Genomic DNA, 12,100 nt, shown 5'->3' with positions numbered 1-12,100 from the left:
GGTCGGGTCGTGCCGGAGTTCGTCCTCCGCCCGTGGACCTGACCACCCCCGAGGCCGGAGCGTCGGCCCCGCACCCGCGGGGATGCTCCGCTCGACGCCAACGCGATCACGGCCGGGAAGATGTCGGCCCCGCACCCGCGGGGATGCTCCGGCGCCGAGGCGAAGGTGGACGTTGCCGGACTGGTCGGCCCCGCACCCGCGGGGATGCTCCCCACGCACCCCAACCAGCTCGCTCACCTGCGGCGTCGGCCTCGCACCCGCGGGGATGCTCCGACGTCATGGCCGAGCTCACCCGCGACATGCGGGTCGGCCCCGCACCCGCGGGGATGCTCCCCGCCCTCGGTGCCCGAGTACTCGGTGCCGTGCGTCGGCCCCGCACCCGCGGGGATGCGCCGACGCCCCAGCGACTGCGGGCGGCCTCGGTCCAGTCGGCCCGCACCCGCGCGGGGGTGCCCTGCGGCCCACCGTCGACACCCGCGGCCGGCGGTGCGTGTGCGGGACGCAGTACGGGCGGGAGGAGCTGCTCGGGCTGCCCCTCGCTGAGCGGTGGCAGATGGCGGCATGAGGTATCCGGAATCACAGGACAAGTTGTGGAAGCTCGTGAGATAAGTAAATCAAGCCGACGGAACAACTCGTTCGAACCGTCGCGTGATCCCAGGGGGGACCATGAGAACCATCGCTCAACGCTGCGCGGACAACGGCGGCATCACCAACATCACCCTCGGCGAACTCCGCGCCGAACTCGGCAAGCAGAAGCTCGGAAGGTACGTCCTCGGCTCCATCCAAGAACTGCTCACCGACGACAGCCTCGGCTGGTTCCCCACCGAGACCCTCAACCCCGACCTCAACACCGCCCCCCGCCAGGAGCAGATCGTCTGGGTCTACTCCTCGGCCGCCGGCCCGGCTGCCGACGCCATCGACGTCATCCTCAAGCCGGGCGGCCGCGACGTCGCCGCCGTCCTCCGCAGCCTGCTCGGACAGGGACACGGAGAGCTCTCCACCGACGAGAAGATCAAGGCCATTCAGGAGATCGTCAACGCCTGACGGCACGCCTTCCCGAGCAGCACGAGCAGCTTCTGCCGGAATCGCAACACATCGGGCTATGAGGTGGCATGATCCCCCCACGGTTCATATGAACCGTGGGGGGATCATGCGATTGACGAGAGAAGTGCGTCAGCAACTGCTGAAGCAGAACGAGGGCTTCGAACTGAAGATCCCCGGGCGCTCGATGAAGAACTCCTCAGAGACTCGGTGGTACCGGATCTCGGGGGGCCAGCTCATCATCCGCGCCAAGGGCAAGACCTCCTGGGCCGACAGCCACTACGACAACGAGTACACGGCGACCGATGAGCAGGCGCATCGCTTCCTGCGGGACTAGTCTAGGCAGCCCTTTCGACGAGCTCATGGAGCGCGCCGGTGAGGTCGGGGTGGTCGCCCCGGAACGCTGACTGGAGGAGGTCGGCGCAGGCCACGAGCGTGGCGGCGCGGCCGGCGGACGTGTCCAGCACGTCCCGGAGCTCGTGCCGCATTCGTGCGGCGGTGTGCGGTGCGAGTTGGGAGTAGGCCACCAGCAGGGTGGCGCCGGTGGTGAGGTTCGCGGCGTGGAGGTCGCCGTGGGCGCATTCCCAGACCTCAATGTGTGGGGCGGGGTGGTCGGTGAACTGCGGGACGGCGCGGTCGATCCATTCCTGCCGGACGGCGATCCGGTCGGTGCGGACGGCGGCGACCGTGGCAAGGGTGGCCCGTACGGCGCTGAACCAGGCGGTGGAGAGCTCGGTCTCCTCCCGGAGCACCGGGTCGGCCGACAGGAGCGGCTCGTCGACGAAGCCGGTCAGCTCTGCCCGGTAGGCGTGCGGGGTGTCCGTCCAGTCGTACACCCCGAACAGCACCGGCTTGCGCACGGTGGGACAGGCGCGGGCGGCCTGCTCGGTGCCCTCCCGGAGTTTCCCGCCCGCCCTCTCTGTCGGCGCGGACAGCAGGCGGAGCAGGCGGCGGCGACCGGCGTGCCGGGGCGGATGAGCTCGGCGATCTCCGGGGTAGCCAGGTGGGGCAGTTGAACGACCGCCACTTCACGCGGCTGCGGCCGCTGCAGGTCTGCACGTGCGGTTGCGATCCTCGGTCGCCCCGGAGGACGACCGCCACTCGTACGTCGGGTCGATCGACCGCAGAGCCCCCGCCCAGTTGCGATCCTCGGTCGCCCCGGAGGGCGACCGCCACCCGCGTTCGTTGTCCTCCTTCTCCATGTCCTCGTAGTTGCGATCCTCGGTCGCCCCGGAGGGCGACCGCCACCTGGGCGGAGATCGCCGCCACCGCCATGCCGGGCGTCGTTGCGATCCTCGGTCGCCCCGGAGGGCGACCGCCACGCTGGGTGGAGTGGAGGGGCGGCCGTGCGCCTGGCAGTGTTGCGATCCTCGGTCGCCCCGGAGGGCGACCGCCACCGTGTGGCCGATGTACAGGGCGACGTAGACGGCGGCGTTGCGATCCTCGGTCGCCCCGGAGGGCGACCGCCACCTCCTTGTCGTCCTCCCAGGCGTTCGTGTCCCGGTTGTTGCGATCCTCGGTCGCCCCGGAGGGCGACCGCCACCGTCTCGGTCGAGGTCGAGGAGGGGGTGTCGGCCGAGGTTGCGATCCTCGGTCGCCCCGGAGGGCGACCGCCACGCCGGGCGGCCTGCGTCGACCTGTGGTGGATGACGCAGTTGCGATCCTCGGTCGCCCCGGAGGGCGACCGCCACCAAGCAGATCTCCGCCGTCGAAGGCTTCGCCCTGGAGTTGCGATCCTCGGTCGCCCCGGAGGGCGACCGCCACTTCCAGGCGCTGCCCCGGCCCGACTTCGAAGCCCTCAAGTTGCGATCCTCGGTCGCCCCGGAGGGCGACCGCCACTTCAGGCTCTCGGCTACGAGATGACGACCACCATGTCGTTGCGATCCTCGGTCGCCCCGGAGGGCGACCGCCACGCCCTGACCCCCGAGCAGGCCATGCAGATCGTCGCCGTTGCGATCCTCGGTCGCCCCGGAGGGCGACCGCCACCATGAGCAGGTGCCGGGCGCCCTCGACACCGACGATGTTGCGATCCTCGGTCGCCCCGGAGGGCGACCGCCACGCGATCGGCGGCGTCACGCAGCGCATGAGCGCCATGTCGTTGCGATCCTCGGTCGCCCCGGAGGGCGACCGCCACACCGTTCCTGTCCCGGATGAGGACCCGCGCAGCGAAGTTGCGATCCTCGGTCGCCCCGGAGGGCGACCGCCACCCTGGTTGGTCAGGGGTTTTGACCGTCTGAGTACTCCCGAGAGCCAGCCGAAGAATGCCCATTAGTGCACATATCCGACATCCTCCTTAGGTGTGATGGGCGTGTCGCGTGTGTGCTTGAGGTTCCGAAGCGGAGCGTGCCGTCGTCTACAGGATCAGGTCGCTGCGATGTGGGTGAGGTGCTGCCGCTCCGAGAGTTTGGACGGTTTCTGTGCCTGAGGGGGGCAGTCGGTAGATCCGTACACTGTCGGTTTCGGTGTTGATCAGGTCCTCGATGTCGTATGTGAGCTGCAGCAGGGTTTGGTCGTCCGTGATGATCTCGAAGACGGATTTTTGCACGCGGATGCCGTGTCCCTCGCAGAGCTTGGCGACGCGGCGGAGTCTGCGGCGGCCTTCGGGCGTGGTGGTGTCGACGTCGTAGGTGAGGAGGAGTTCCATCAGGCTGCGGTCCAGGGCAGGTAGGCGGGGAGGTCTCCTCGGAGGTGTCGGGCCAGGATGCGTGCTTGGACGACTGGTAGGAGGCCGGCGGGGATGTCGCGGCCGACGATGGGGTGTTCCCAGGGCTGTGTCTTCCAGTCCTGCCAGGCTGTGATGACGGCTTTCCGAGCGTCGTCGGTCAGGTGGACGGCGCCTCCGGGGGTGGTTTGGAAGTGGGCTGGGCGGAGTTGCCGGCGGTTGAGCAGGGTCAGGGCGAATCGGTCGGCCAGTGCGGGGCGGAACTCTTCCATGAGGTCCAGGGCGAGAGCCGGTTTGGCAGGGCGGATTCCGTGAAGGAAGCCGATGTAGGGGTCAAGGCCGACTTGTTCGGCGGCTCCGTGGACGAGTCCTCGGAGTAGCCCGTAGGTGTAGGAGAGCAGGGCGTTGACGGGGTCGGTGGGCGGCCGGCGGTTGCGGTGAGAGAAGGCCGGGATTCCGTCGGTGGGCCGGATGGCGAAGGCCAGGGCGGCGAAGTGGGTGCGGGCGGCGTTTCCTTCCACGCCCATAAGAACGTCGAGGGATTCAGCGGTGCTGGTGGCTGCGATGCCCTCTGCCAGTGAGGCGGCTGCTTCGCGTAGGCGGTTTTTTGATGTGGTGGTGGCGTCTCTGGCGGCTCGCAGGAGGACCCAGCGGCTGTTGCGGATCTTCCCGGCGACGATGTTGCGGGCGATGCCGAGTCGGGCTTCGGCATCTGCGTGGCATTGGTGTTGGGCATGGCGGAGGAGAACGTTGCCGTGGATGGCTCCGTCGAGGCGGGCGAGGTAGCGGCCTCCTCTGGTCATCCAGGTGACCGGTCTGCGGTCTTGGGCGCAGCGGGTGATCAGTTCCGTGGAGAGGTTGATGTGGCCGTACAGGACGATGGCGTCGATGCGGCGCAGTGGGAGTATCTGGCGTCCGGGGGTGTCGGGTAGGTGGACGCGCAGGCTGTCCTGTTCGAGACGGAGGTCGGCGCCCTGGGTCTGTACGTAGAGGGTGTTGAGGAGTTCGGTGGTCACGCTGGGTTGTCCTGGTGGTCAGGGGTGTGGAGTGCGGTGAGGGCTTGTTGGTAGCGGCGGGTGTCGGCGAGGGCTTGGGGCATGCAGTGGGTGGCCATGGAGCAGCGTCGGCATCGGGTGTCGGCTGCAGGGGCGGGGAGGTGGCCGCTGTCGAGGAGAGTTCGGACAGCATGTGCGGTGTGGAGGACGCGGCTTCGCAGGGTGTCGTCGATGGTGATGAGGTGGCGTCTGCGGTCGGCGGCGGAGAAGATGGCGGCCTCGGGGACGGGGCGCTGGAACATGGATTGCAGGCAGAGGGCCTGTGCTGCGGCTTGGACGTCGGCAGGGCCGCCGGGGATGTAGCGACCGGACTTGTGTTCGATTGGCAGGATGCGGCCGTCGTGGTGCAGTTCGACGGTGTCGCATATACCGGTGAGGCCGTAGTCGTCGTGCCAGACGGGCAGGGCGTGCAGGGTGCGGATGGTGCCGCGTCCTTTGTTGCCTGGGGTGTCGACGCGTTGGTGCAGGGGGTGCCGCGGATCGTGGCGGCATCGTCGGTGAAGGCGTCTTCGAGCAGGATGAGGCCGCACTGGCGTGGGCAGTAAGCGTGGTGCTCCAGGGCGGAGAGCGTGATCTGGGTGAGTTCGCGCTCTCCGCCTGGGCTGGTGTGCGGGGTGGTCATCCGGTGGTGCGCGGGAGGAGGGTGGTCAGGGTGATGCCGGGCGGGAGGTCGGTGTCGCGGATTTCGACGGTTCCGTAGTCGGTGAAGGTTCGGGCGTTGACGTCGCCGCGGGCTTTGACGGTGATGCGGTCGAAGAGTTCGTGGGAGGGGGCGCGGCCGAAGGCGTCGTCGTGGGTGAAGACGTACAGGCCGCGCAGGGCGAGGTTGGCGCGGGCGGCGGCGCGGTCGTGTTCGAGCATGATCTCGAAGGCGCGCCAGAAGAGGGCGAGGTCGTCGCTGGTGACGCCGGTGCGGTGGGCGAGGGGGGCGCTGAAGTGTCCGGTGCCGCGGTAGAGGGCGTAGGGGACGACGTACTTGGAGCCCATCTCGGTCTCTTTGCCCTTGGCGTCGCTGTCGTCGGCTGCGCTGCGCTCGCGCCACGCCTTGACGTCTTCTTCCTTGGTGGGGGTGACGCGGGTGATGCCGATGTCGAGGGGGGTGATGGGGTCGATGGTGCGGGAGAAGCCGATCTGGACGGGGCCCTGGACGCGGCCGGCCTGCTTGGTGGGCTTGCCGGTGGTCATGACGGCGCCGAACATCCGCACGTCGAAGAAGTTGCGGCACATCCATTCCTGGGCGGACTTCTGGTCCGTGACCTTGCTGTCGGTGTAGGCGCGTTCGTGCTGGCTGTTGAGGGCGGTGCCGGCTTCGACGTAGATCTCGCGGCCTTCGCGCGGTTCGAGGGTGTTGATGAGGGCGACGGTGTTGCGGATCTTGCGCTTGATGGCGACGTCGGTGATCAGGCCCTGGCCGCTGACCAGGTCGGTGCGGGGCAGGCCGGCGTTGTCGGGGTCGCCGTTGGGGTTGGAGTCGATGGCCTCGATGAGGAAGACGAAGTCGTGCTTGCGGGTGGGGTCCAGGTGAGCGTCGCTCATGGTCATGATGAAGTGGCCTTCGTTGTGCTGTCGGGGTTGGCGGGTGTGGTGCGTCAGCTGGCGGACAGCTGCGGGGCGTCGGCCTGGGCGGGCACGTCGGCCGTCTTCGTCTCCCGCTGGGCCTTCTCCTTGGCCTCCTTGGCTTCCTTGGCGGCCCGGCGTCGGGCTCGGTCCTCGGCGCGCTGGTGGGAGTAGCCGATGATGAAGCGGCCCTGCTGGACGTCGTCGAGGTGGCCGGGAAGGTCGTCGCAGACCCTCTCGTAGATCTCCTCCAGGCGGGCTTCCAGGGCGTGGGCGGCGGCGGGCTTGTCCCGGCGCAGGCGCTTGAGGTGGGCTCCGGCGTCCCGGTAGAGCCGGGGCATGGTGCTGGCGGGCGCGGTGGAGGCTGCGCTGAAGAACTTGTCGCGCAGCGTGGTGTTGATGTCCGGGAGCGCCTCGTACTGCACGGATTCCAGGACGGCGAAGAGCCGTCCCCAGCGGTAGGCGGGGTCGGTGCTGTCCTTGTCGAGCTGGGGCATCAGGTGGTCCTGGGGGTTGAGGGAACGGTTGAGGAGCAGCCTCAGCAGGGCGAGGCGGGGCAGGTCGATGCGGCGGTCCGCGTGGACGCGCTGCAGCAGCAGCGGCAGGGCGCGGGCGGGCGGCCGGATCTGGTGCAGGGCGCTGCGGAGCAGCTCCGGCTCCAGGCCGTGGGGGGCGCTTTTGGGGGCGTAGCGCTCGCCGAGCCAGCGGCCGCAGGACAGGGCCATCTGCCACAGCGGGACGTAGCGGGTCCGGCCCTCCCAGCCGTCCCAGACACCGTGGTCCTCGTACCAGGCCGCCAGGTTCCGGCGGGCGGCCGGCAGGGGGACGTCGATCCAGTCCCGTACGACCAGGCGGGCTTTGTTCAGGCCCAGGGACAGCGCGTAGAAGGCGTCCGTGTCCAGCCCTCCGCCGGCAGTGGGCGCGCGGCTGGTGTGGACGGAGTCGAGGAGGCGCTCGACCTCGGCGGGGTCGGGCTGGTCGTCGAAGAACATGGCGAGCGCGGAGTCGTCCTGGCCGTGGCGGGTCCACCACAGCAGGACGCCGTCGTCGCGGAAGCGGCGCCGGTGCCGGTCCGAGGCGAGCAGGTGGTTGAGGACGGCCATGGACCGTCCGCCGCACTGGTGACACACCGGGGTGTTCACCAGCTGCGTGGCGCCTTCGCGGCCCTGGGCAGGGGCGTTGATGCTGATGAGCTGGCCCTCGTTGCTGCCGCCCGTTGTCGGGACGGCCCCCTTCTTGACCGGCTCCGGGATCGTCGCCAGCAGCGCACGGTGCTCGCCGCACACCAGGCACAGTCCGGACCGCTCCTCGGCACCTCCCTTGCGGGCGCGGACCTCCTGGGCCCACAGCCGCTGCGCCGAGTCCAGTTCGTGCAGCCAGCGCGCGCCGGCCATGACCGCGACCGTGTCCTTCGCCTCGACCTGCTTGGCGTCGACGCCTTCCGGCAAGGAGAACGTCACCGGCCCGACCGAGAAGAACCGCTGCGCGGCCGCGGCTGCGGGCTCGTCCGATGCTGCGGCCCAGCGCAGGACGAGCTCCCGGTACGCCTCGTGACGGCGTTCCGCCTCGTCCTTCGCCTTGTCCGTGACCTTGCCGTCCTTGTCCGCCTTCGCGATGCCGAGGGCGAACTCGGCCGTGTCCACCAGCAGGTAGGGCGGCACCTTCGTCCCCGAACGCTGCACGTAGGGAACCGGCTTGCTCACCACCTGGTCGCGCTGACGGCCCGACACCTTGCGGTGCAGGAGCCTTCCCTGCTGGCCGTCCTCGCCGATGTCCAGCACCCAGTGGATCTGCTTCTCCCGGTAGAACTCCGCCGGCAGCTTGCCGGCGATCCGCTCCCCGTACTCCGTCAGCCGTTGCAGCAGCACCTCAGCCCTCCGCCCCGTCCGCACGCCACCCGGACGAGACGATCGCGACCGCACCCTCGGGCAACGGCTCCAGAGGGACCTCCATCACCCCGTCGGTGACCGAGGCACGGAACCACCGGTACCGCTCCCCGCCGGGCCCGTACTCGATGGAGTGCAGCATCACCCCGAGCTCGTCGCTGAAGTTCACCGCCCGCTGCCCAGGGTCAGGCTTCCCGAACAACGCGGAGAACTCCCGGCACCCCAGGAACGGCTCCGAGAAACACGCCCCGCGCTCGACCCGGCGCCGCAACTGCTCGCGGTACTTCTCCTCCGATGCCGGCGGAAACTTCGCCGACCCCGCCAGCGCCTCGGGCGACACCACGATCTGCGCGTGAATCCGGTAGCGGACATCCCTCAACGCCAGCGTGCTGCGCTGGTCCCGGTCCGCCTCCACGTCGTACCGGTGCCGCCGGTCAGCCTGGAGCTTCTTCACCTCCTGGGCGCTGATGACCGACTTCACCTCGTTGCGGCGCACCCGCATCCAGCTCACCGGACGCAGCACCTCGATCTTCCGCACCACATAGTGGAACTGCGGCTTCCAGAAGATCGCCTCCAGCACCCCACGAGCCGCCGACGGCGGCATCAACGGATAGCTCACCCGCTCCGTCTTCAGCTCCGGCCGCGTGAAGCAGGCAGCATCCCCCCACACCTCCACCACCAGGTCCGGAAACGCCCACCCCTCATTGCCCCGGGCCGCTCTACGCCTCGCCGGCACCGTCGCCCTCATCACAACCGCTCTCTGCCGAGCACCACCTCGCGCAGGGCCGCCGACGGGCGGGCCCTGCACGAGGCAGCACGGAACCACGAGACACGTCGTCACCGACTGTCCCCTACTGATCCCGCACTGTAGGCAGGGGCACTGACAATCAGCCCCCGGAACCCCCAACTCCGGTCCCCGCCACCTGGAACAGGCCCCCGCGGCGGCTCAGAGCACGAAGCCGCCACGGTCCTCCGGACGGTCCGCATCCAGGCCCCGCACCGGGTCGTAGAACCCCCGCCACACCACCAGGTCACCCACGACCGGCTCGGCCAGGCCCGCCTCCAACGCCCGGGCAACCTCATGGCGCGGCAACGTCGCCATGTGCGGCTGCAGCCGCCGCAACGGCTCCGGCCCACACGGATACGGCGACCGCAACGCAGCGATGTCCGCCTCGACAGCCTCCTCGTCCTCCGGCCTGCCCGGGCGGACCACGACGACCGACTGCGCGTACGCGTTGTCGATCATCTGGAACGCGTCCGCCACCGCCGGGAAGTCCCACCGGCGCCGCATCTCCTGAATCTCCTCCCCCATCGCCCTGCTGCCAGCCCCCTGCAAAGCCCACCGCTTCCGGTAGTAGGCCCCCAGCGCCTCCAGGTCGTCCGGGAAGGCCAGGTCCGGGCCGAAGAACTCGGCGGTGGCGTCCATCGCCGCCCGGTAGGACAGATCCTTCGGCATACCGCCGCCGGCCGGCCGGAACACCACCACACGCCCCTCGCCCAGCCGGCCGTCGCGGTTGCAGCGGCCCGCCGCCTGCTGCAACGACTCCGCCGGAGCCCACGCCCGGTACACCCGCGGAAAGTCCACGTCGACCCCCGCCTCGATCAACGACGTCGACACCACGCGAACCGGCCGACCCGCCTTCAGCTCCCCACGCACATGCTCAATCACCTCACGACGGTGCCCGGACGTCATCCGCGTCGACAGATGCCACACCGGCACCCTCACCCCCACCACGCCCGGCTCCTCACCCGTCAGCAACCGGTGCAGCCGCGCCGAATCCCGCGTCGTGTTCACCACCGCCAGAACCTGCTCCCCGCCCTCCTCCGCGATCTCGCGGGCCACGGACTCCCACGTCACCCCCTCCCCCATCCGCCACTCGTACCCGACCCGCCGCAGCTCCTCGAACAGGTTCGACACGTCCCCCACCACCATCCTCCGTGGCACCCCCTCCAACTGCGACAACGACCAGAACGCCGGCTGCGTCGCCGACGCCAGCACCACCGACACCCCGAAGTGCTCCACCAGCTCCCGCAACACACTCAAGATCGGCACCAGCAACCGGTCCGGCAGCGCCTGCACCTCATCCAGCACGATCACCGACCCCGCCAGTCTGTGCAGCTTCCGCATCGCCGACGGCTTCCGCGAGAACAGCGACTGGAACAACTGCACCGTCGTCGTCACCACCACCGGCGCATCCCAGTTCTCCGCCGCCAGCCGGCCCCACGCCCCCTCGGCGCCCTCGCCCTCCAGCTGCACCGCACTGTGATGCTCCAGCACCACCTCCGGCCCCTCCTCCGACCGCTCCTCCGGGTCGAGAAGGTCCCGGTACACCTGAGCCGTCTGCTCGGTCACGCTGATGAACGGAACAGCCACCACCACCCGCCGCAACCCGTGCCGCACCGCATGCCGCAGAGCGAACCCCGCCCCCGCCATCGTCTTCGCCCCACCCGTCGGCACATGCAGCACGTGCCACCCCCGCTCCCCCTCACCCGAAGCCACCGCCTCCTCGAACACCCGCCCCCGCACCCCATCCACCGGCGACACCCCCCGCGCCGCCAGCACCCCCTCCCGCCGCACCCGGAACCGCTCCCACAACGCCCCCATGTCCACCGGCCCGGCCACCCGCGGCGACCCGCCGGCGAAGTGCGCCGCCGTATCCAGGTAATCGGCGTCCACCACACAGCTGAACACCATCCGCGTATACAGATCCAACGCCTCAGCCCGACGCTCCGCCGACCCGATCCCCGCCAACCACGACGGCGGGGCAATCCGCTCCGCCCTCACCGCCTCCGGCACCAGCCGCGCCACAGCCGCCGTCGCCTCCCGCGCCTGCTCAGCCACCACCGAGCTCCCCCGAAGCTCCGCCACCACCTCCTTGACCTTCACCTGATCCGGCAGACCCCCGTGATGCCCCTGCACAACCGCGGCCAACTGCCGGCCCGCCACCCGGGCCGCCAGCACCGTCCCCGCCTCCTTGTGCGGCACCCCCACCCGGCCACCCGACCCCTCAACCACCCCCAACCGCTCCTGCCAGGCACAACACCCCTTCCCCACGTCATGCACCAACCCCAGAAACTCCGCCGCCTCCCCAGCCCCGAACAACTCACCGAACCCCCGCGCCAAAGCAGCCGAACCCCGCAGGTGATCCACCAGCAGATGCCGCACACCCCACGGATTCCGGCTGTGCGCAACCAACTCACGACCCGACATCCCGGCCCCCTCACCGATCGACCACCCACCGAAGGCAGCCACCGTAAAGTGGACCACCGACACCACAACCCAGACCACCCCGAAGCGACCAGCCAGGCCGCTTCGGAACCTGAAGCACACGCACGACACGCCAATCACACCCAAGGAAAATGTCAGTTTTGCTCGCAATCGGGCCTTGCTTAGCTGGTGGTCGAGAGCACTCAGACAGACAAATCCCTGGCCAACCAGGGTGGCGGTCGCCCTCCGGGGCGGCCGAGGATCGCAACGGTGCGGCCGTCGAGGACGCTCGCCTCCCCGGTGAGGTGGCGGTCGCCCTCCGGGGCGGCCGAGGATCGCAACCCCGAGTACAAGGCGGCTGTCGCGGGCCTGGAGGCGGTGGCGGTCGCCCTCCGGGGCGGCCGAGGATCGCAACGACCCGGCGCCCGAGGCCCTGGATCGCTTCGAGGACGTGGCGGTCGCCCTCCGGGGCGGCCGAGGATCGCAACACCAGCTCGCGGCCACGCTTCGCCACCTCGTGAGGGAGTGGCGGTCGCCCTCCGGGGCGGCCGAGGATCGCAACCTCGCGGCCTGACGTCAGGAGACACCCGCCATGAAGTGGTACAACTTCCTCGGCAGCGAGATGCAGCGAGTCAGCGCCACCGAGGAGCTGCCGACCGGCGAGAACATCATCCTCGCCGCCTCCTTCGAC

The 12,100-nt window shown here is 69.8% G+C and carries 10 protein-coding genes and 2 CRISPR repeat arrays; of the genes, 2 read left to right on the top strand and 8 right to left on the bottom strand.

The window, feature by feature from the left end; genetic code table 11:
* Nucleotides 1–666: 666 nt before the first annotated feature.
* Together ABZ863_RS34015 and ABZ863_RS34010 are read left to right on the top strand one after the other, a co-directional pair.
* A complete protein-coding gene (locus ABZ863_RS34015; RefSeq protein WP_358543747.1) occupies nt 667–1,044 on the top strand; it encodes a hypothetical protein in 378 nt (125 codons plus the stop codon).
* A gap of 106 nt (nt 1,045–1,150) precedes the next feature.
* Entirely contained in the window at nt 1,151–1,378 is a 228-nt protein-coding gene (locus tag ABZ863_RS34010) for a hypothetical protein (RefSeq protein WP_358543745.1), read from the top strand.
* A 1-nt stretch (nt 1,379) separates the two neighbouring features.
* On the opposite strand, the gene ABZ863_RS34005 is transcribed toward ABZ863_RS34010, so the two are convergent.
* The 8 genes from ABZ863_RS34005 to ABZ863_RS33970 form a co-directional block, all read right to left on the bottom strand.
* Nucleotides 1,380–1,901 carry a hypothetical protein gene (locus ABZ863_RS34005; protein ID WP_358543742.1) on the bottom strand — a complete coding sequence of 174 codons (522 nt, stop codon included), beginning with the start codon at nt 1,899–1,901 and terminating at the stop codon, nt 1,380–1,382.
* Between the two features lie 204 nt (nt 1,902–2,105).
* A CRISPR array of direct repeats spans nt 2,106–3,248; the repeat unit is 37 nt; unit sequence GTTGCGATCCTCGGTCGCCCCGGAGGGCGACCGCCAC.
* Nucleotides 3,249–3,394: 146 nt separating this feature from the next.
* A complete protein-coding gene (gene cas2 / locus ABZ863_RS34000; RefSeq protein WP_189500664.1) occupies nt 3,395–3,685 on the bottom strand; it encodes a CRISPR-associated endonuclease Cas2 in 291 nt (96 codons plus the stop codon).
* Nucleotides 3,685–4,719, bottom strand: coding sequence for a type I-C CRISPR-associated endonuclease Cas1c (gene cas1c, locus ABZ863_RS33995; protein ID WP_358543740.1), 1,035 nt, complete (start codon nt 4,717–4,719; stop codon nt 3,685–3,687). The genes cas2 and cas1c overlap by 1 nt, the downstream gene beginning before the upstream one ends.
* Nucleotides 4,716–5,288: a Dna2/Cas4 domain-containing protein gene (locus ABZ863_RS33990; protein ID WP_358543738.1), complete on the bottom strand. Its 573-nt coding sequence runs from the start codon at nt 5,286–5,288 to the stop codon at nt 4,716–4,718. Before ABZ863_RS33990 ends, cas1c begins: the two co-directional genes overlap by 4 nt.
* A gap of 88 nt (nt 5,289–5,376) precedes the next feature.
* The gene (cas7c, locus tag ABZ863_RS33985) at nt 5,377–6,294 is read right to left on the bottom strand and encodes a type I-C CRISPR-associated protein Cas7/Csd2 (protein ID WP_358543735.1); all 918 of its coding nucleotides are present in this window, start codon (nt 6,292–6,294) and stop codon (nt 5,377–5,379) included.
* A gap of 53 nt (nt 6,295–6,347) precedes the next feature.
* Nucleotides 6,348–8,183 carry a type I-C CRISPR-associated protein Cas8c/Csd1 gene (cas8c, locus tag ABZ863_RS33980; protein ID WP_358543733.1) on the bottom strand — a complete coding sequence of 612 codons (1,836 nt, stop codon included), beginning with the start codon at nt 8,181–8,183 and terminating at the stop codon, nt 6,348–6,350.
* Between the two features lies 1 nt (nt 8,184).
* Complete coding sequence (cas5c, locus tag ABZ863_RS33975; protein WP_358543730.1) at nt 8,185–8,871, bottom strand: type I-C CRISPR-associated protein Cas5c; 687 nt, start codon at nt 8,869–8,871, stop codon at nt 8,185–8,187.
* 276 nt (nt 8,872–9,147) lie between these two features.
* Nucleotides 9,148–11,412 (bottom strand): CRISPR-associated endonuclease Cas3'', encoded by a 2,265-nt coding sequence (locus ABZ863_RS33970; protein WP_358543727.1) that lies wholly within the window; start codon nt 11,410–11,412, stop codon nt 9,148–9,150.
* Between the two features lie 229 nt (nt 11,413–11,641).
* Nucleotides 11,642–11,971: a CRISPR direct-repeat array (repeat unit 37 nt; unit sequence GTGGCGGTCGCCCTCCGGGGCGGCCGAGGATCGCAAC).
* Nucleotides 11,972–12,100: the final 129 nt, after the last annotated feature.

This window comes from Saccharomonospora sp. NPDC046836, assembly GCF_040645195.1.
Lineage (GTDB): Bacteria > Actinomycetota > Actinomycetes > Mycobacteriales > Pseudonocardiaceae > Prauserella_A.
Note: the sequence above shows the minus strand (reverse complement) of the source record. Positions and strands in the feature narration are given on the sequence as shown.

What these genes read in the sequence shown, in the direction of transcription:
- ABZ863_RS34015 (WP_358543747.1), top strand. Translation starts at nt 667, where the DNA reads ATGAGAACCATCGCTCAACGCTGCGCGGACAACGGCGGCATCACCAAC.
- ABZ863_RS34010 (WP_358543745.1), top strand. Translation starts at nt 1,151, where the DNA reads ATGCGATTGACGAGAGAAGTGCGTCAGCAACTGCTGAAGCAGAACGAG.
- cas2 (WP_189500664.1), bottom strand. Translation starts at nt 3,685, where the DNA reads ATGGAACTCCTCCTCACCTACGACGTCGACACCACCACGCCCGAAGGC.
- cas7c (WP_358543735.1), bottom strand. Translation starts at nt 6,294, where the DNA reads ATGAGCGACGCTCACCTGGACCCCACCCGCAAGCACGACTTCGTCTTC.
- ABZ863_RS33970 (WP_358543727.1), bottom strand. Translation starts at nt 11,412, where the DNA reads ATGTCGGGTCGTGAGTTGGTTGCGCACAGCCGGAATCCGTGGGGTGTG.